Origin of the sequence: Lysinibacillus mangiferihumi, assembly GCF_003049665.1 — a bacterium.
Classification (GTDB): Bacteria; Bacillota; Bacilli; order Bacillales_A; family Planococcaceae; genus Lysinibacillus; species Lysinibacillus mangiferihumi.
Window position 1 is genome coordinate 1 of the sequence record NZ_PYWM01000003.1, and the last position, 20,481, is coordinate 20,481.

General features: G+C 38.0%; 19 protein-coding genes. 18 read left to right on the forward strand and 1 reads right to left on the reverse strand.

What is annotated here, in order from left to right; genetic code table 11:
• Positions 1 to 445: 445 nt before the first annotated feature.
• From xseA to C9J37_RS03810, 17 genes are all read left to right on the forward strand, one after another.
• Entirely contained in the window at positions 446 to 1,798 is a 1,353-nt protein-coding gene (xseA, locus tag C9J37_RS03730; RefSeq protein WP_107894315.1) for an exodeoxyribonuclease VII large subunit, read from the forward strand.
• Positions 1,799 to 1,800: 2 nt separating this feature from the next.
• Positions 1,801 to 2,034, forward strand: a complete 234-nt coding sequence (gene xseB, locus C9J37_RS03735; protein ID WP_024361176.1) for an exodeoxyribonuclease VII small subunit — start codon at positions 1,801 to 1,803, stop codon at positions 2,032 to 2,034.
• 5 nt (positions 2,035 to 2,039) lie between these two features.
• Positions 2,040 to 2,921, forward strand: a complete 882-nt coding sequence (locus tag C9J37_RS03740) for a polyprenyl synthetase family protein (RefSeq protein WP_024361175.1) — start codon at positions 2,040 to 2,042, stop codon at positions 2,919 to 2,921.
• A 164-nt stretch (positions 2,922 to 3,085) separates the two neighbouring features.
• Complete coding sequence (gene dxs / locus C9J37_RS03745) at positions 3,086 to 4,987, forward strand: 1-deoxy-D-xylulose-5-phosphate synthase (RefSeq protein ID WP_107894316.1); 1,902 nt, start codon at positions 3,086 to 3,088, stop codon at positions 4,985 to 4,987.
• Positions 4,987 to 5,805, forward strand: coding sequence for a TlyA family RNA methyltransferase (locus tag C9J37_RS03750; RefSeq protein ID WP_024361173.1), 819 nt, complete (start codon positions 4,987 to 4,989; stop codon positions 5,803 to 5,805). The genes dxs and C9J37_RS03750 overlap by 1 nt, the downstream gene beginning before the upstream one ends.
• Positions 5,806 to 5,906: 101 nt before the next feature.
• Positions 5,907 to 6,356 carry a transcriptional regulator AhrC/ArgR gene (gene ahrC / locus C9J37_RS03755; protein ID WP_024361172.1) on the forward strand — a complete coding sequence of 150 codons (450 nt, stop codon included), beginning with the start codon at positions 5,907 to 5,909 and terminating at the stop codon, positions 6,354 to 6,356.
• A 118-nt stretch (positions 6,357 to 6,474) separates the two neighbouring features.
• Positions 6,475 to 8,166, forward strand: coding sequence for a DNA repair protein RecN (recN, locus tag C9J37_RS03760; RefSeq protein ID WP_107894317.1), 1,692 nt, complete (start codon positions 6,475 to 6,477; stop codon positions 8,164 to 8,166).
• 127 nt (positions 8,167 to 8,293) lie between these two features.
• Entirely contained in the window at positions 8,294 to 9,241 is a 948-nt protein-coding gene (locus C9J37_RS03765; RefSeq protein WP_107894318.1) for a SpoIVB peptidase S55 domain-containing protein, read from the forward strand.
• A 355-nt stretch (positions 9,242 to 9,596) separates the two neighbouring features.
• A complete protein-coding gene (spo0A, locus tag C9J37_RS03770; RefSeq protein ID WP_024361169.1) occupies positions 9,597 to 10,388 on the forward strand; it encodes a sporulation transcription factor Spo0A in 792 nt (263 codons plus the stop codon).
• Between the two features lie 331 nt (positions 10,389 to 10,719).
• Positions 10,720 to 11,844, forward strand: a complete 1,125-nt coding sequence (locus C9J37_RS03775) for an ABC transporter ATP-binding protein (RefSeq protein ID WP_107894319.1) — start codon at positions 10,720 to 10,722, stop codon at positions 11,842 to 11,844.
• A 71-nt stretch (positions 11,845 to 11,915) separates the two neighbouring features.
• Positions 11,916 to 12,782 carry a carbohydrate ABC transporter permease gene (locus tag C9J37_RS03780; protein ID WP_235617026.1) on the forward strand — a complete coding sequence of 289 codons (867 nt, stop codon included), beginning with the start codon at positions 11,916 to 11,918 and terminating at the stop codon, positions 12,780 to 12,782.
• A 2-nt stretch (positions 12,783 to 12,784) separates the two neighbouring features.
• Complete coding sequence (locus C9J37_RS03785) at positions 12,785 to 13,594, forward strand: carbohydrate ABC transporter permease (protein WP_407656227.1); 810 nt, start codon at positions 12,785 to 12,787, stop codon at positions 13,592 to 13,594.
• Positions 13,595 to 13,632: 38 nt separating this feature from the next.
• Entirely contained in the window at positions 13,633 to 14,985 is a 1,353-nt protein-coding gene (locus tag C9J37_RS03790; RefSeq protein WP_107894321.1) for an ABC transporter substrate-binding protein, read from the forward strand.
• A 301-nt stretch (positions 14,986 to 15,286) separates the two neighbouring features.
• Positions 15,287 to 15,664 carry a PH domain-containing protein gene (locus tag C9J37_RS03795; protein ID WP_107894322.1) on the forward strand — a complete coding sequence of 126 codons (378 nt, stop codon included), beginning with the start codon at positions 15,287 to 15,289 and terminating at the stop codon, positions 15,662 to 15,664.
• 81 nt (positions 15,665 to 15,745) lie between these two features.
• Positions 15,746 to 15,946 (forward strand): hypothetical protein, encoded by a 201-nt coding sequence (locus tag C9J37_RS03800; protein ID WP_107894323.1) that lies wholly within the window; start codon positions 15,746 to 15,748, stop codon positions 15,944 to 15,946.
• Positions 15,947 to 16,367: 421 nt separating this feature from the next.
• Positions 16,368 to 17,939 carry a flagellar assembly protein A gene (locus C9J37_RS03805; RefSeq protein WP_025219919.1) on the forward strand — a complete coding sequence of 524 codons (1,572 nt, stop codon included), beginning with the start codon at positions 16,368 to 16,370 and terminating at the stop codon, positions 17,937 to 17,939.
• Entirely contained in the window at positions 17,932 to 18,660 is a 729-nt protein-coding gene (locus C9J37_RS03810; RefSeq protein WP_024361160.1) for a glycerophosphodiester phosphodiesterase, read from the forward strand. The genes C9J37_RS03805 and C9J37_RS03810 overlap by 8 nt, the downstream gene beginning before the upstream one ends.
• A gap of 53 nt (positions 18,661 to 18,713) precedes the next feature.
• Here the strand turns inward: C9J37_RS03810 and C9J37_RS03815 are convergent, their stop codons facing one another.
• On the reverse strand, positions 18,714 to 18,950 hold the full coding sequence (locus tag C9J37_RS03815; RefSeq protein ID WP_010859733.1) for a DUF2627 family protein: 237 nt from the start codon (positions 18,948 to 18,950) through the stop codon (positions 18,714 to 18,716).
• Positions 18,951 to 19,260: 310 nt separating this feature from the next.
• On the opposite strand from C9J37_RS03815, the gene C9J37_RS03820 reads away from it, so the two are divergent.
• Positions 19,261 to 20,355, forward strand: a complete 1,095-nt coding sequence (locus C9J37_RS03820) for a Leu/Phe/Val dehydrogenase (protein ID WP_107894324.1) — start codon at positions 19,261 to 19,263, stop codon at positions 20,353 to 20,355.
• Positions 20,356 to 20,481 lie beyond the last annotated feature (126 nt).

Genomic DNA, 20,481 nt, shown 5'->3' on the forward strand with positions numbered 1-20,481 from the left:
AGGGCTGAAAAGTCTGCAAGTTCGTTACGAAACTTTGCGTTACTCATCTTAATTGAACCGCCGTATACGGAACCGTACGTACGGTGGTGTGAGAGGTCGGGAGTTAATCACTCCCTCCTACTCGATTAGTACATCGTGTGTGGATAGAATGATTTTGAAACGCCACAAAATCTGTGCAAAACGCCACTAAATCAGAGAGAATCGCCACATAATTAAAATAAAACGCCACTAAACTAGTTTGAATCGCCACTAAAACGGACACATAGTAGCCACTTTCATCCGAGCCAAGTTTGGAATAAATATGTTACAGTAATGTTTTCATATAGGATGAAAGACAGATGTTTTTTCTTATGAAACTGTATTTTTACACGTCAGACGCGCCAAAAAATGTTATGATAAGTGTAGTTTTGTGAAAAACTTGATTTTAGTAAAGGAGCCGAAAATAATGTCATCAGCTTCTTATTTAACTGTAAAAGCGTTAACGAAATATATTAAACGAAAATTCGATGCAGATCCACATCTTCGTGAAGTTTATGTCAAAGGGGAGTTATCCAATGTTAAAGTACACCAATCGGGGCATATTTACTTTACGTTAAAAGATGATGGAGCACGGATTGCAGCAACGATGTTTAAAACTGCCGCAACAAAATTAGCATTCGAGCCAAAAGAGGGTATGCAAGTATTTATCCGAGGGGATGTAAACGTTTACGAAGGCTATGGTACATATCAATTATATGTGCAGGAAATGCAACCAGATGGAATCGGAAGCCTGTTTGTTGCTTTTAATCAACTGAAAGAACAGCTTCAAAAAGAAGGGCTTTTTAAACCTGAATGGAAACAGCCAATTCCAAAGTTTCCTGAAAAAATAGGTGTTTTAACATCCACTACTGGAGCCGCGATTCGAGATATTTGTACAACCTTAAAGCGACGGTATCCGCTTGCTGAAATCTTCATTTATCCAACCCTTGTACAAGGGGCACAAGCAGCACCAAGCATCGTACACAATATTGAACGCGCTAATCAAGATGCTGTTTGTGACGTCTTGTTAGTAGGACGGGGTGGAGGATCAATTGAAGATTTATGGGCGTTTAATGAGGAAGCTGTAGCACGTGCTATTTTCGATAGTCGGATTCCCATTATTAGCGCAGTAGGGCACGAAACGGATACGACGATTGCCGATTATGTAGCAGATTTACGTGCACCGACGCCTACTGCTGCCGCTGAAATGGCAGTTCCTGACCAGCAGGAATTGTATCAACGAGTGTTGACTCAAAAATCGCAGCTTCACCAAATCGTGAGGGCGCAACTTATAACGGAGCGACAACGTCTAAATAAGCTACAACAGTCCTATCCTTTAGCGATGCCAGAAAGATTGTATCGTCCGTTTACCGAACGGTTAGCACAGCTTGAAACAACTTTACAAAAAGCGATGCAAGTAGATTTGATGAAAAAAGAAGCACAACTTCAAAAATTGCATAGCGCAGTAGAGCAGCAATCACCAAAAAAAGCGCTCGTTTTTCATCAAAGGGAATTAGAACAGCGCATTCAACAGCTAACACGTTCTGCAACACATTACGTAACAAAGCAAAAACAACAATTTGAGGCATCAGTAAGAACACTCGAAGCATTAAATCCGCTTGCTATTTTAACAAGAGGATTCACAGTCGCTTATAAAGATGACAAAGTGTTGAAATCGTCTACTGACTTAAAGCGGCAAGATCAACTAACATTGGCCTTCCACGATGGGAAAGTAATTGCCGAAGTGACAAATGTCTTGCCAAATAATAAGGAGGAATAGCAATGGCGAAGAAACAACAAACATTCGCAGAAGCAATGACGGCACTTGAAGAAATAGTCCGCCAATTAGAGCAGGGTGATGTGCCATTAGAAAATGCTATTGATTTATATAAACAGGGCATGGAGCTTTCACAGTTTTGCCATAGTAAACTACAGCATGCCGAGGAACAGTTAATTTCAATTGTTCAAGAAACAGGTGAAACAACAGTATTTGATCCGCTAAAGGGAGAGAACTAGTTAAAATGAACGAACAATTAAAACATTTTATTCAGAGCAACACACCACAAGTGGAGGCTGAGATGTTTGCACTTGTTGAGAAAATTGACGCACCAGCTCATTTAAAAGAGTCGATGCTATATTCATTAAAGGCAGGAGGCAAACGCATTCGCCCACTGTTTGTATTAGCAGTTTTAGAAATCTACGGTAAAGACCTAAAAGCAGGGCTTACAGTCGGTGCTGTTATTGAAATGATTCATACGTATTCTTTAATTCACGATGATTTACCGAGCATGGATAACGATGATTTCCGTCGTGGCAAACCAACTAACCATAAAGTGTTTGGCGATGCCCTTGCAACACTTGCAGGCGATGCGTTAAATACGCTAGCGTTTGGCATTTTAGCGCGCATGGATCTTTCAGCGGAGCAACGAATAGAACTTGTCAATCTTCTAAGCGTAGCAGCAGGTGCTGAAGGGATGGTTGGCGGTCAAGTACTGGATATGGAAGGTGAGCAACGCCAACTAAGCCTAACGGAACTAGAACATGTACATGTCAATAAAACAGGTGCACTTTTACGATTTAGTATTGAATCGGGTGCAGTATTAGCCAATGCTTCTCAAGAAGACCGAGCTACTTTAAAAGAATATGCGCATCATATTGGGCTGGCATTCCAAATCCAAGACGACATATTAGATATTGAAGGCACAACAGAGGAATTAGGCAAAACAGCAGGGAAGGATGTAGCGAGCGATAAAAGCACATATCCTGCATTACTAACATTAGCTGGAGCCAAAGAAAAACTTGCTGACCATTATCAGCTAGCTATTGCAGCACTGGATAACTTACAAGTAGATGTCAGCTTACTGCGTGAGTTTGCGGCCTATATTGTTCATCGTAAAAACTAAGAGAAAAAATGGGCGTTAAAGGGAAAGAATATGCTAGAATAGGTGAGGACGTTTGCCAAGAGGCAAACAATAAAGTGTTCGTACTTTTAGCATATGGATAACACTGTTATAATGGTGGAAACACGATTGCGGTGAATAATTTATTGAAAAGGTGTGTGAGAAAGGTGGATTTAAACAAGATTTCTAGTCCATCCTTTTTAAAAAACTTAGATAAGAGAGAGCTTGAACAACTTGCAAAAGAAATTCGAACTTTCTTAATTGAAAAATGTTCTGTCACAGGTGGTCATATCGGCCCGAACCTGGGTGTTGTGGAGCTGACAATTATGCTTCATAAAATGTTTGACAGTCCAAAAGATAAGTTTTTATGGGATGTTGGCCACCAAGCTTACGTGCATAAAATTTTGACAGGTCGTGCGAGTCAATTTGACACTTTGCGTCAGTTCAAAGGGCTTTGTGGTTTTCCAAAGCTTGTGGAGAGTGAACATGATGAATGGGAAACGGGTCATAGCTCGACATCGTTGTCAGCAGCCATGGGTATGGCAGCAGCACGTGATATTAAAAACGAAAAAAACTTCGTCGTACCGATTATTGGGGACGGAGCTTTAACTGGCGGTATGGCTCTTGAGGCATTAAATCATATAGGGCATGCAAAAACTAATATGATTGTCATCTTAAATGACAACGAAATGTCCATTGCACCGAATGTTGGCGCATTACACAGCGTATTAGGTCGCTTGCGAACTGCCAAAGAATATTCAAAAGCCAAAGAAGAATTAGAATCGTTAATTAATAAAATTCCGCTTTTAGGTGGGAAGCTAGCTTCAACTGCTGAACGCTTGAAAGATAGTTTGAAATATCTAGTCGTTTCTGGTGTCTTCTTTGAGGAATTAGGCTTTAAATATTTAGGACCAATTGATGGTCACGACTTTGAGGCGCTTGAAACTACTTTATCCTATGCTAAAAAAGTAAAAGGCCCAGTGCTTGTGCATGTCATTACGAAAAAAGGAAAAGGCTACAAACCAGCGGAAGACGATACAATCGGGAATTGGCATGGGACAGGTCCATATAAAATGGAGACCGGTGCCTTTGTTAAATCTGAAACAAAAGGTCCTGCGTGGAGTAGTTTAATCGCTGAAACCGTTCGTAAAATTGCACATGAAGATGAACGCATTGTGACGATTACGCCAGCGATGCCTGTTGGCTCAAAATTACAAGGGATTCAAAAAGACTTTCCTAAACGCTTTTTTGATGTCGGCATAGCTGAACAACATGCCGCAACGATGGCTGCAGGTCTTGCTACTCAAAAAATGAAGCCGTTTTTAGCGATTTATTCAACATTTTTACAGCGTGCATATGACCAAGTTCTACATGATATTGCGCGTCCAAATTTAAACGTTTTCATTGGGATTGATCGTGCTGGCTTAGTTGGTGCAGATGGTGAAACACACCAAGGTGTCTTTGATATAGCATTCCTTCGCCATATTCCCAACATGACGATCATGATGCCAAAGGATGAGAATGAAGGTCAACATATGGTGAAAACAGCCATTGATTATAACGGGGGACCGATTGCCCTTCGTTATCCACGTGGAAATGGGATTGGTGTCCCGCTCGATGAGGAGCTTATGACTTTACCAATAGGCAGTTGGGAAGTGCTACGTGAGGGGAAAGATGCGACGATATTAACATTCGGCACAACTATTCCAATGGCAATGGAAGCAGCGCATATGCTCGCGCAACAAGGCGTAGAAATTGAAGTGGTGAATGCTCGCTTTATTAAGCCGATGGATGAAGATATGCTGCATCGTATATTTACTAGCAATAAACCAGTGCTAACGATTGAAGAAGCGGTATTACAGGGGGGCTTTGGTAGTGGTGTCTTAGAATTTGCGCACGACCATAGTTATTTCACTGCAATTATTGATCGAATGGGCATTCCAGATCAATTTATTGAGCATGGAAACGTAGACCAACTGCTAGCGGAAATCCATATGACAGCAGAAGATACAGTAGCACGCATGCAAGTGTTACTACAACAAAAACAGCAAGTAGGTTTGAACAAATAATGACAAAACAACCGAAAGAACGTGTAGACATTTTACTTGTAGAGCGTGGGCTTTGTGAGACGCGCGAGAAGGCAAAACGGTCCATTATGGCGGGCCTTGTCTTTTCTAATGAAATACGCATCGACAAAGCAGGAGAAAAAATTGCAATCGATGCACCGCTGCAAGTAAAAGGTTCGGATTTAAAATATGTGAGCCGTGGTGGCTTGAAACTAGAAAAAGCTTTGCAAATTTTTGATATGTCTGTAGAAGGGAAGCTGATGCTTGATATCGGCTCCTCTACAGGCGGTTTTACAGATTGTGCATTACAAAATGGTGCTCGACATTGTTATGCCTTAGATGTTGGCTCTAATCAGCTTGCGTGGAAAATTCGTTCAGATGAACGTGTAACGGTTATGGAAAAAACGAATTTCCGCTATACAACAGCGGCAGATTTGACGGAAGGTTTACCTGAGTTTGCTACAATCGATGTGAGTTTTATTTCACTATCATTGATTTTACCGGTGCTAAAAACGGTTTTAATGCCAGGTGGGGATGTCATGGCACTTGTTAAACCACAGTTTGAAGCAGGTAAAGAGAATGTTGGTAAAAAGGGTATCGTCCGTGATAAAAAAGTCCATCTTGATGTTCTAGAAAAAACCGCTGCTATGGCAACGGAAGTCGGCTTTGTTGTGAAGGATGCTTCTTTTTCGCCGATTACTGGCGGTGAGGGGAATATTGAATTTTTATTCCATTTAGTGAATCCTATAGGGGATGAAAGTATTCCACCATATACAGCTTTTAATGCACTCGTTGAAGAAGCGCATAGTGCACTAAAATAACACGTGCTCATTAAGTAGAGCCGTGTTTTTTCTTGTGCTTTTATGCTGAAAATGGTAGTGTAATTATACAAATATTTAACTATTTATAAGAGGTGAACGATATGAATAAAGGGCAAAGACATATACGGATTCGTGATATTATTGCAAATCATGAAATTGAAACACAAGATGATTTAGTCGATTTTTTAAAGGATGCAGGCTATAATGTGACACAAGCAACGGTCTCACGTGATATTAAAGAACTGCACTTAGTAAAAGTACCTTTGCAGGATGGACGCTATAAATATAGCTTACCCGCAGACCAACGATTCAATCCAGTACAAAAATTACATCGTGCATTAGCGGATGCTTTTGTGAGCATTGACGGAGCATCGCATTTCTTAGTAATGAAAGCACTCCCAGGTAATGCGAATGCTATTGCGTCATTACTGGATCATTTAGATTGGCCTGAAATTTTAGGTACGATTTCAGGGGATGATACTATTTTAATTATTTGTCGCGATGAAGCCGAGCGAGAAAATACAAAAAATCGCTTATTGGACATGCTATAAGAGTGAAACGAAAATCGATGGTTAACAGTTGCTTGCCCGTTTTTTAAAAAAGCGGTCATTTTGCATCTGATAGCAGAAGTTATAATAGCAGTTGAATTTAATTCAGAGGTGACAATTTGTGTTAAGAGAGCTTAGTATTCGAAATTTTGCCATCATTGAGGATTTAACGGTTAGTTTTTCGGATGGTTTAACTGTACTAACAGGAGAAACTGGTGCTGGGAAATCCATTATTATTGATGCGGTACATTTACTTGCTGGTGGTAGAGGTAATTCAGAATTTATTCGTCATGGTGCTAAAAAAGCTGAATTAGGCGGGTTGTTTCAAATATCAAGTACTGCACATCCTGTATATAAGAAACTAGAGGAAGCAGGCATTGAAATAGAAGAAGATTCTATTATTTTACGCCGCGATCTAAATGACTCTGGCAAAAGTGTTTGTCGGGTAAATGGCAAATTGGTACCTTTATCGGTTTTACGAGATATTGGTGCAAGTCTAATTGATATACATGGTCAGCATGAAAATCAAGAACTAATGGATGAAAAACAACATATTCATTTATTGGATCAATTTGCAGAAGCGCAACTATCACCGATTCTTGAACAATACAGTATTCAATATAACGAATATCGGGCATTAAAAAAAGAATTAGCCTCCATTTCTATTGATGAGCAGTTAATGGCACAACGCATTGATTTGTACCAATTCCAAATGAAAGAATTGGAAGATGCAAATTTAAAGCTTGGTGAAGAAGATGAGCTGTTAGATGAACGTCGTCGTCTAATGAATTTTAATAAAATTTTCGAACGTTCGAGTGCTGCCTATGAAGCAATTCAGGGAGAGACAAAAGGGCTTGACTGGATCGGTACAGCGATGGGCGCATTAGATGATGCGGCGGTCATCGATGAACAGTTTAAAGAGGCATCTGAGTCGGTAACAACTGCTTTTTACGCTTTACAGGATGCCGCCTATCAGGTGAAAAATGTATTAGATGAGTTAGAATTCGATCCTGCGCGATTAAATGAAGTTGAGCAACGCTTGGCACTTTTCCAAAACTTAAAGCGCAAATATGGCTCCACTGTTGAAGAAATGCTCGCCTATTATGAGAAGATTAAAACAGAGCTTAGTGAGCTTTTGAATCGTGATGAAATATTGCAATTAAAAGAACGAAAAGTACTTGAAATGGAAGTAGTATTAAGTGAACTTACTGAAAAACTTTCGCATGTTCGAAAAGCAGCAGCCAATGATTTAAGCGAGGCTATCATGGCAGAGCTACGTGAATTACATATGGAAAAAGCAAAATTTATTGTAAATTTTGATGCTTTACCTTACTTTGATGTCAATGGTAAAGACCAAGTGATCTTTTATATTTCAACGAATGTCGGGGAACCACCGAAATCTTTACCGAAAATTGCTTCAGGTGGGGAATTGTCGCGTATGATGTTAGCATTAAAAACGATTTTTTCTTCTTCCAATGGTGTAACATCCATTATTTTTGACGAAGTGGATACTGGCGTAAGTGGTCGTGTAGCGCAAGCAATCGCTGAAAAAATTGCAGCCATTTCTGTTAATTCTCAAGTTCTGTGTATTTCGCATTTACCTCAAGTGGCGGCGATGGCTGACCATCATTACTTCATTAAAAAAGAGGTTGAACATGATCGGACATTTACTTCTTTAGCAGAAATCGATACAGATGCTCGTATTGAAGAAGTGAGCAGAATGATGTCAGGTGCAGAAATTACCGATTTGACTTTACAGCATGCGACAGAATTGTTAAAAATGGCTAATGAGCGAAAAAAACAAATGCGCTAAATTAATAAGAAAATCCAGAGGCAGTCCAATGTTTCTGGGTTTTTTTCATTTTGCACAAATATTTACCGCTTATAAGAACCGCACAACAACACATAGTATAAAGACAAAAATCAAAAGGAGGTGTCGTATGAATCGTCGTTGGCGTCAATTTGTCATTTTGCCTATGCTCATCGTTTTGTTATTTATGCCCATTCAGGCTTTTGCGGCCAAAAAATTAATACCGATGGGTGAAGCAATTGGAATTCAACTTCAGTTATCACATGTCTTTGTTGCTCATGATGTGTTGTTAGCTTCCAATCAATGGATGAAAGGAGGCGCCGTTATCGAAAAAATAAATGATACAACGGTAAAAACACTCGCTGATGCCAAGCAAGCCATTGCTCGCCATGGGCTACAAAAATGGACGATAAAAAGTGAAGGAAAAGCAGTAACAGTTGACTTACAAAAACAAGAAGCAGAACATGTCATCTCTTTTTTAAAGGATGAAACAGATGGAGTAGGGACATTGACATACATTGATCCAGAGACATTAAATTACGGAGCATTAGGCCACCAGATTGTCGACTCAACTCTCCAAGAAGCACCTGTCTTCCGAGCAGGCTCCATTTTCTTAGCATCCATTCATCAAATCCGTAAAAGCCTACCTGGTCAACCCGGCTATAAAATTTCCTCCATTGAAAAACATCAGGAACGATTAGGGAGTATTGATAAAAATACGGTTTATGGAATTTTTGGCCGATGGGAAGATAGCTATCAACAAAGATTGCCCAAAGCCATCGAAATTATGCATGCAAAAGATATAAAATTGGGGAAGGCTGAAATTTATACAGCTATTGAAGGAAGTAAAGTCGAAACATTTTCCATTGAAATTACAAAAGTTGAAAATGAACGGCTTGAATTTATCGTTTCTGACGAAAAGCTTATTGAAAAAACAGGTGGCATTTTACAAGGTATGAGTGGTAGTCCCATCATACAGGATGGTCGTTTCGTTGGCGCTGTCACACATATGTTTGTTGAGGAACCGAAAAAAGGGGCTGCTATTACAGTGGCAGAAATGTTAAGAAAATCTTCATGAATGGGATGGAGCTGCCTTTGGTAGCTCCGTTCTTTCATGGAGAAAATAGGATATTTTAGCTCTTTCCCTAAGTATTTCATGGCTTTTGTGAACACTTTAGCGATACTTAAAAAAAAGTGTAGTTTTATCAGCATTTTTTCACTAAAATAAGTGATAAGTGTATTCGACAATTTGCTGTTACATATCGTAACTTGTCGAGAAAAAAAGAAAGTATCGGACTACATACTCATTTTTGGAAATTGAAAAGGTTTTTAACCCAAAAATGTCGAAAATTCCACAGTGTGTCAAAAAGACATTAGGGGTAACGGTTTTATGCTTTGAATAGTCAAAGCAAAGTCCAGAAGGAGGAATGGAAATGACAAAGGTAAAAGTGGCGATAGCAGATGATAATCGAGAATTATTAAAAACAATGGAGCATTATTTTCAAGGACATCCCGAAATTGAAATAATTGCAACGGCCTCGAATGGGAAAGTATGTCTTCAAATGCTTGAAGAATACACACCTGATATTTTATTACTGGATATAATTATGCCTCATCTAGATGGATTAGCAGTATTGGAAGCGATGTATCAAAATGATCGTATGTCTTCGATACAAGTCATTATGCTCACAGCATTTGGTCAAGAAGATGTAATGAAACAGGCAGTGGATTTAGGAGCATCGTACTTTATGCTAAAACCATTTGAATTCGACCAGCTTGTCCAAAAAATATTACATTGTGCTGGCCAAAAGGCTTCTATACCGAAAAAGGCGAGTGTATTACAGCCGACAACTCCTCAAAAATTAAATCAGCATCAGCTTGATAGCACCATTACAGCGATTATTAAAGAAATTGGCGTACCTGCTCATATTAAAGGTTACTCATATTTACGGGAAGCGATACAAATGGTGTTTGAAGATATCGAGTTATTAGGGTCTGTGACGAAAATTCTTTATCCAGAAATTGCAAAGAAATTCAACACAACACCGTCACGTGTAGAACGTGCGATTCGTCATGCCATTGAAGTCGCATGGAATCGTGGCAATTACGAGTCCATTTCGTCGATGTTTGGCTACACAGTGCACCACTTAAAGTCGAAGCCGACAAATAGCGAATTCATCGCCATGATTGCAGACAAGATTCGTATAGATATGATGGCGAGTTAATTAACAGTTATAACAGTTTACAGGACTTATTTAGAGAGATTCTTTAAAAATTTATAAAGTAGCTATAACAGTCATTACATTAAATTATGAAACACATTCATTTTTGGGATATCCCATTTATGGAGGTGTTTTTTTTTTTTTTTGCGAGATTTTGGCAAGAAACAAGTAATTAAAACGATACATATGCAAAAAAAGACGTTTTCAGGCAGATTTTAAAAATATTAATGCTTTATAAATAATGTTAATTTTTCGTTATAAATCTGTTAAAATCCTTATTTTTTGAAAAATATATGTTTTAAAATAATAGCGAGAAAAAATAAGGAGGTTAGATATGAGCCAAATTGAATTAGTTAAGATTTCAAAGATATACCAAAAAAAGCAAGCTGTATTGAATGAAATCGATTTAACAATTAACGAAGGTGAGTTCTTTGTCCTTGTTGGACCTTCTGGGTCTGGAAAGAGTACGTTACTTAGAATGATTGCAGGCCTTGAGGAAATTTCTGAAGGTATATTGAAAATGAATGGCAAAATAGTAAATCATATTCCACCAAAAGATCGGAATTTATCAATGGTTTTCCAAAATTATGCCTTATATCCGCATCTTTCTGTAGAACAAAACATTCTCTTTGGTTTACAGGCAAAAAAATTGAAGAAACAAGAGCGACAAAGAAGATTATATGAAGCTGCGGAAATGATGGGATTAATTGAATTGTTGGAACGTAAACCAAGAGAGTTATCCGGAGGTCAAAGGCAACGTGTAGCATTAGCGAGAGCGATTGTAAGTCAATCACCACTATGTTTAATGGATGAACCACTTTCAAATTTGGATGCAAAGTTGCGTGCGAATATGCGTGTTGAAATTCGTAGATTGCAAAAAAAGTTAGGAATGACAATGATTTATGTTACCCATGACCAAGTAGAAGCAATGACAATGGGAGACAGAATAATGGTCTTAAACGATGGGAAAATTCAACAAGTTGGAAAACCAATTACGCTTTATAACGAACCAGCTAATTTATTTGTTGCTTCTTTTATCGGTTCTCCAAAAATGAATTTGGGAAAAGCGATTCTTTCAGAAGATGGCAAGCAATTAGTAGTTGAAGGTCAACTTCATCTTGACATAAGTTCTATATTTGGTGAGGAACTACCGACAAATAGACAGTTAACGATTGGCATTCGAGCTGAGCATCTACTACCAGGAACAATTGAAAACATAAACTATCTTTTGGAAGCGGTGAATGTAGAACAATTAGGGAATGAAACATCAATAGCATTTGAGGTTGGTGCCGAGTTATGGACGGCTAGGTGGTCTGGACAATGGTTCATCAAAGTAGGGCAAAAAGTGCCAGTACAAATATTGCCCGAAAATCTATTATTCTTTGATTCGGAAACGGGCAATTTAATTCACTCAGTTTCTAAAGGTAGAATGCAAGAGGTTTTAACAACATGCGTATGACGAATTCTACTACTAATAATACAAGTAATACCCATCTTCTAGAAATAGAGCAAGTTAAAAAGAAAATCCGAATGAACAACTTTTATAAAGGGATGTTGTTTTTATTACCTTCTATTATGTTGTTTAGTGTTTTCTTGTTTTATCCTCTGTTTCGGACTATCTATTTAAGCTTTTTCTTAACGAAAGCAAGCGGTGATACGACTATATTTGTTGGGCTCGAAAACTATGTGAATATGTTCGCCTCACCTCTTTTTTTGAAAAGCATGAAATCTACGTTTTTATTTGTCTTCTATACGGTGCCCACTACCATCCTTATTAGTTTGTTCCTTGCTGTAATAGCCAATGAAAAACTAAAAGGAATTGGCTTTTTTCGAACGATATTTTCCTCCACTATGGGCGTATCCGTTGCCGCGGCTTCTGTATTATGGTTGTATCTGTTTAATCCGACGGTGGGATTATTCAACCAAATACTCGATATCTTTGGGTTTGAAGCGATTGGTTGGCTAACAGATCCAAAATGGGCACTTCTTTCTGTCTCTGCTACTACAATTTGGATGAACATAGGTTTTACCTTTTTAATTTTATTAAGTGGGTTGCAATCGATTGATTCATCTTTATATGAAAGTGCTGATATCGAAGGGGCAGGTTACTTCTATAAATTACGCAGAATAACTATTCCAATGCTGTCGCCCACGTTATTTTTTGTAATTACTGTAACAATTATTAATGCATTTCAATCGTTTGGGCAAATTGATATCTTAACACAGGGTGGACCAGTAAATGAAACGAATTTACTTGTTTACTCGATTTATCGAGAGGCTTTTGTAAATTATAGGTTTGGTTCAGCAAGTGCACAAGCCATTGTATTGTTCGTTTTAATCTTATTCATGACATACTTACAATTTAAGCTAGGTGAAAGGAAGGTTCATTACCAATGACAATGTCTACCAGCAGAAAAGTCATTTTTTATGTCATTCTCATCCTTTCAGCTTTACTGTTAGCTGGACCTATGATTTTGGCATTCGTGCTGAGCTTGATGACCAATCAAGATATTTTAACCGGTAACATACCGACTGCACTCACCGTTGACAATTATATTCGAGCATTTGAACGTTCACCTTTACTTAGTTATTTAATAAATAGCTTATTAGTGTCTATTGTTATTATGCTTGGACAACTACTGTTATCGAGTTTAGCAGCTTATGCCTTTGTGTTTTTAGAGTTTAAAGGGAGAGATATATTATTCTATATTTTTATTGCAACTTTGATGGTTCCATTTGAGGTTTCGGTTATTCCTAATTTTCATTTAATCCGTGATTTAGGTTGGATTGATTCTTATGCAGGGTTGACTATCCCTTTCTTTGCAACAGCTTTTGGAACCTTCTTACTTAGACAAAACTTTAAACAAATACCTAAGGAATTAAGAGAGGCAAGTCAAATTGCTGGTATAGGTGATGTTAAGTATTATCTAACAGTCGTATTACCTGTTGCAAAGTCTAGTTTAGTGACATTCGGGATATATGGTTTTTTATCCACGTGGAACATGTACTTATGGCCACTTTTAGCCACAACAAATGACAAGGTACGTACTGTACAAATCGGTTTGAAGCAATTACAGACCCAAGAGCAGGTAAATGAATGGGGTGTCATCATGGCAGGCGCAGTGATTGTCATTATTCCAACATTAATCTTACTGTTCTTTGGACAAAAGAAGCTTCAAAAAGGTCTAACGGAAGGTGCATTGAAGTAATCGAAATTATTTAAATCCCTTAAAAAAGGAGAAATAAGATGAGAAAATTATTTACATTTCTTACACTTGGAATTGTTGTATTGTTGTCAGCGTGTAGTTCAGAAGATAATTCTACACAAGGGCAAGAAGGAGACAAGCCAACGTCTACTGAAAATACACAGATGCAAGAGGTAACGTTTTGGCACTCGATGGGTGGAGCTGCCCAAGAATCGTTAAATAAAATTGTAGGAGATTTTAATAAATCGCAAGATAAAATTCATGTTAACGCGCTCTACCAAGGAACTTATGATGAATCGTTAACAAAGTTTAATGCAGTTGCTGGTTCAGATAGTGCACCGACAGTCATTCAAACATTTGAAATAGGTACAAAGGCGATGATTAACAGTGGACAAATTCTTCCTATTCAAGAGCTAATTGATGCAGACGGATATGATATGAGTGGATTAGAAGAAAATATTACAAAGTATTATTCGTTAGATGGGAAGTTCTATTCAATGCCCTTTAATTCTTCCACTCCAGTTATGTATTACAATAAAGATGCATTTAAAGCGGCAGGACTAAATCCAGATGCGCCACCAAAAACATTTGAGGAAGTAGCAGAAGCAAGTAAAGCAATCGTTGAATCTAATCCAAAAATGAAAGGTTTTGCATTACAAGCATACGGTTGGTTATGGGAGCAATTATTAGCCAACCAAGGCGCGTTATTATTAAATAATGACAATGGACGAAAAGAGACGCCTACGGAAATCGGTTGGTCGGAAGAAGAGGGCAAATCAATCCTCAACTGGGTGAAGAATATGGTTGATGATGGGACATTTGCTAATTATGGTACAAATTATGATAACATGATGGCTGGATTTTTGGCAGGGGATGTATCGATGTTTTTACAATCTTCTGCTAGTTCAGGGGATATTATTGACAATGCTCCATTTGAAGTAGGTATTGCTTATTTGCCTTATCCAGCAAATAAAGTTCGTCAAGGCGTTGTTATTGGGGGGGCTAGTCTCTGGATGATTGCTGATAAACCAGAGGCTGAGCAAAAAGCCGCTTGGGAATTTATGAAATATTTACAAACTCCAAAAGTTCAAGCAGAGTGGCATGTAGAAACAGGATACTTTGCCATTAATCCATCTGCATATCAAGAACAAATCGTGAAAGATGCTTGGGCTAAAAAACCCCAATTACAAGTTACAGTAGATCAGCTACAAGATACAAAAGCTTCATATGCAACACAAGGTGCGTTAATGGATATGCTTCCAGAAGGTCGTAAAATTATAGAAACGGCTCTTGAAACGATTTATAATGGCGGTGATGTTAATCAAGCACATCGTTCTGCTATTGAGCAATTTAATGCTGCCATCAAACAGGCCAATGCTGCAAGAGGCGAATAATTCATACATCACTAATTGTGAACATTGCTTGTAATTCATCCATAGCGCGAGAGCATACGAGATTATTGTTTCTGTTTAGGTTGGTCGTGGCGCTTCACAGTGAAAAACATAACGCCTTTTTAGACAGTTTACACGTACTGTTTAAAGAGGCGTCTTTTATATGCCGAAAATTTTATACTATTTTCGTCGTTAGATAAAAAATGAAAAGGGATATCCAATCATCAATAAAAGATGAATGGTATTATTGTTACAAAATGTAATATATACTATATAAAGCTTGAAAAATTGGAGGGGAATAAACATGGGGTTATTTGATGGGATAATGGGCAATGCAAGTGAAGTCAACTTGGATAAATTGCAGGAAGAAATGAAAGAGATATTAATACCGAATGAGACCATTCAAAATGCGTATAAAATTATTAGAGATACGTTTATTTTTACGAATAAGCGGTTAATTTTAATCGATAAACAAGGGGTAACGGGTAAGAAAACCGAATATCATTCAATTCCTTACAAAAATATTTTACATTTTTCAGTGGAAACGGCAGGCACATTTGATTTGGATGCAGAACTGAAAATTTGGATTTCAGGCAGCCAAGTGCCGATACAGAAAAATTTTAATAAATCGACTAACATTTATAAAGTGCAAAGTGTTTTAGCAGAATATGTGTTAGGTTAGTATTCAATGGGCGGTTAACAGGGTTAAAGCTGTTAATCGTTTTTTTGCCTTTATGGCTATAATAGGGACGGGGGATTATAAATGAAAAGCGTAAATTTTCAACTTGACCATCATAACTCATTAGAAATAACACAAATTAATGAGCAGTTATATGAGATGCGACTGAGCGTTAATGGAAGCATAAGTATTTTCTATTTAACGCGTGAACAATTATGCACGGATAGCAGAATTGAAGCATTTCAAGATAGATTAAGCAGTGACTTATTTACAGATAATAAATGACTAAAAGCCCAGAGTCTTTATGTAGGATACTTAAGTAAATTTGCAAATAAATAGTAAGTTAAAACGGTACTTTATGCAGTAATGTTCTACTTTAAGAAGTTTTTTAGTAGACAAGACCTAATGCAAAAAAATTAAAATGAGGATTTATGTGAATATAGCTATTTCTTTTTCAAAGTGTTCATAAAAATAACCTAAAAATTTACTGGGTTTTTATGCAATAATAACATTTCCACTTTTGCAACGAAGGAAAACATGCTTTTTTATAGTATATATCGTCTATTTTTTAGAGGAAAAAGGTTTGTGCTGTGCACAGAGCTTACTGATAAAGTAGGGGTATTTTCTTTATGAGTAGTGACAATTGTCTCTAAACAAATGTAAATAGATTGTATATACTTACATATAGAGGGAAGGAGGAGGTAGCGTGATTCTAGTTCGAAATGATAACTTCGAAATATCGGAAGAAAACGGGAAGGTATTTATGCTTACATACAGCGCTGGGTTTCCATTAAAAGAATTTGATGGCGTCTTACGTAGTCATCCACGACTAAAGTTATCTAATTTTTCTATATTAAAAACTGTACTAGCGACAGAAAGCACAAGTCCTGTTGAGATTGGACGCTGGCTTCCAAATGTGGAAGCTGAAATTGCTCGAGATAAAATGTCTGCCTCTATATTTATATATGAAACAGCTGATTATATTCAAAAGAATAAAGAAAAATTAACTGAACAAATTTTGGAAACATTAGCGGACCAAGGCATTATTTATGGCATTTTAGACTTTGATATTTCAAAGGTTGAACCTGGCAAAGCGTTTTTAATTGCGCAAGGAACGTCACCTGTGGCAGGTACGGATGCACAAATTACATATTTACCTAAACCTGAAAGAAAACCTGTCATTCGTGAAGATGGGAAAGCCGATTACTACGACATGAATTTTATTTCAGAAATTTCAGAAGGCTCTTGGCTCGGTGAGAAAATTCCTGCAACGATGGGCAAGCCTGGTCAAAATGTACTCGGTGAAATGATTGCGGCAGCACCTGGTCGTGATTTTCCTATTCGATATGACAAAAAATCAGCGTATGAAGTAGAAGAAGATGGTAAAATCGTCATTCGTTCGAAAATAGCGGGTGTGTTAGATGATGTCAAAGGTGCGATTGGTGTAAATCGCCATCTACCAATTCATGGAGATGTAGGCGTTGAGACGGGGAATTTAGAGTTTAATGGCTCTTTAAGCATTAAGGGAACCGTTACAACTGGCTATACTGTTATTGCAACAGGAGATATTTCCATTGAAGGTGCGGAAGGTGTAAGCGGCGCAAAACTAATTAAATCAATCGAAGGTGATGTATACATTCGAGGCGGTATTTTTGGTTTAGGTTCAACACTCGTTGAAGCCGGTGGTAATATTTTCGTGAAGCATGTCAATGAAGCTATTTTAGTCGCAGATGATAGTATTCATATCGGTTTTTATTCACTTGGATCACAACTTACTGCCCATTCCATTTTTGTCGATGAGCGCAGAGGAAAAATCATTGGTGGGCGTGCTGTTGCAAAAAATACAATTGTTACAGCCATTTCGGGAAACCGTTTAGAGCGGAGAACGGATTTAATCATTGAAAGTGTCAATAAACAGGAAAGTTATGCAATGATGCAAGACAAAGCAACACAGCTAAAGCAATTGCAATCCGATATTTCAGAGCGTGAAGCGAAGATTACAAGTTTACTACCGCTGCTTAAGCAAATGTCTACACAGCAAATTGCTGCCTTTGAAGAAACAAAGCAAAGCTTATCAAAGTTAAAAGCAGAAGCGGTGACGCTAGATCGTGAAATTAAGTTAATGATGGATGAAATGCGTCATGCTGGAAAAGAAGAAATCATTGTTACAAAGGAAGCCTATCCTGGTACCTATATTCAAATTGGCAAAAAGTCCTCGTTGTTAAATAAAATGACGAACGGAAAATTTTTACTGGAGTTTGGTGAGCTGAATGTATAATGAATCATTCATCCCTGTGTTTGCGCATCGCGGGGCGTCTGCTTATGCGCTAGAAAATAGTTTCAAAGCGTTTGAAAAAGCATTAGAGCTAGGTGCCAATGGGATTGAGTTAGATATTCAGCTATCAAAAGAAGGGATACCTGTTGTTTACCATGATCCGCAATTATCAAGATTAGTAGGCAGTAATAAGCTAGTGAATGATTGCACAATAGCGGAATTGCAGAGCTTTAAATTAGGGAAGCCGTGGAGAAGGTTTTTTTCATCGTATAGAATTCCGACATTTGAAGCGGTTTTAGCATGGGCAAATAAACACCAACTCCCACTGAATATTGAATTAAAATCGACCATTCTTGACAATCAAGATGCGCTCGTTCAACTGCTTCAAGGGCTTAAATTACCAGCAGGTAGCCATTTTTCATCGTTTCATTATGAGCTGTTAGAGGTTGTGAAACGTCATGCGCCACAGCATGAAACAGCGCTAATCGCCACAAAAAAATTAAAATGGGATTTGCTGAGTGATTATAAGGCAATTGATTGTGTTCATATGCATAAAAAGTATTATAAACCCCGCTATTTAGAGGCATGTGTAGCTAGTGCTAAGACATGTCGCTTTTATGCGATTGATGGCAGTGAAAAGTTTTTGACGAATCCACATACATCCGTAGTAGGGTGGATTACGGATTTTCCGGATAAAGTTATCCATGTACAGCTACGTCAATAAAAATAGCTATCCAGTAAGTCACAAAGTTCTGTGGCCTATTTGGATAGCTATTTTTATTTTTTTTGGAAGCGCGGAGCCACTTTTCCTTTTTTTCGATCGCGGTGTAGTAAAAAGCCTGCGAAAAAGCCAAAGCCGACAACAAAGAAAATGATGCCAACAACAAATTGCAGCCATAAAAATGGGAAAGGTGAGATGAGCTTACCGAATAATGTATCACGCATAAATTTAATGCCACCTGCGGCCATTAGACCTGGAATTAGCATGACAATAAACGCAGCAAAACGAGCCATACATGTCCCTCCTCATACCTAACTTTAATTGTACCTGTGGATAATGGAATGTCAAGAAAGCCTATGAATCTAAGGAGTCTGGTAAAAGCGCAGGAAGAAGCTCAAAAACTAGTAATTCGTAACTGAATTTTTAGAAAATTCTTACTTAGTAGGAAAAGTGTAATAATAGTTGCGAAATTGTGAATTTGTCAGTATTGTAAAATTAAATGGAGCGATATTATCCATTGCAAAACAGTTTTATCATTTTTTTAAAATTTGATTGGGATGGGCATTAGGGGTTGCACTTTCCAAAGCAAAGGGGCGAGTTTTCATGGAAATCTTCAAGTATATGGAAAAGTATGATTATGAACAATTGGTATTTTGCCAAGACAAAGCATCTGGGTTAAAAGCGATTATCGCTATCCATGACACAACACTTGGGCCAGCATTAGGTGGTGCTCGTATGTGGACCTACGCGACAGAAGAAAATGCGATTGAGGATGCATTAAGATTAGCACGCGGGATGACATATAAAAATGCAGCTGCTGGTTTAAACCTTGGCGGTGGAAAAACGGTCATTATTGGGGACCCATTTAAAGATAAAAACGAAGAAATGTTCCGTGCTTTAGGTCGTTTCATTCAAGGACTAAACGGTCGCTATATTACAGCTGAGGATGTTGGTACAACCGTAACAGATATGGATTTAATCCACGAGGAAACAAATTACGTTACAGGTATTTCGCCAGCGTTTGGTTCATCGGGTAATCCTTCACCAGTAACTGCTTATGGCGTTTATCGTGGCATGAAAGCAGCGGCGAAAGAAGCATTTGGTACGGATATGCTAGAAGGTCGTACTATATCGGTACAAGGGCTAGGAAACGTTGCTTACAAGCTTTGCGAATATTTACATAATGAAGGTGCAAAACTTGTAGTAACAGATATTAACCAAGCGGCTATTGATCGTGTTGTCAATGATTTTGGCGCTACAGCAGTTGCACCTGATGAAATCTATTCACAAGAAGTTGATATTTTCTCACCGTGTGCACTTGGCGCAATTTTAAATGATGAAACGATTCCGCAATTAAAAGCAAAAGTTATCGCTGGTTCTGCTAATAACCAACTACAAGATTCACGACATGGAGATTATTTACACGAGCTAGGCATTGTTTATGCACCTGACTATGTTATTAATGCAGGTGGTGTAATCAATGTCGCAGACGAATTATACGGCTATAATCGTGAACGCGCGATGAAACGTGTAGATGGTATTTACGATAGTATTGAAAAGATCTTTGAAATTTCCAAACGTGATAGTATTCCAACATATGTTGCGGCAAATCGTTTGGCAGAAGAACGTATTGCTCGCGTAGCGAAATCGCGTAGCCAGTTCTTAAAAAATGAAAAAAATATTTTGAACGGCCGTTAACAACGTCTATTCGCTAAAGAGAAGTCGCATTGTCGACTTCTTCTGTTTAAATAGTAGTAAATAAATGTCTAGGCTAATAGATTCGTCATTACAATAAATGACGTACACCTTTCATTGCAATGTCTT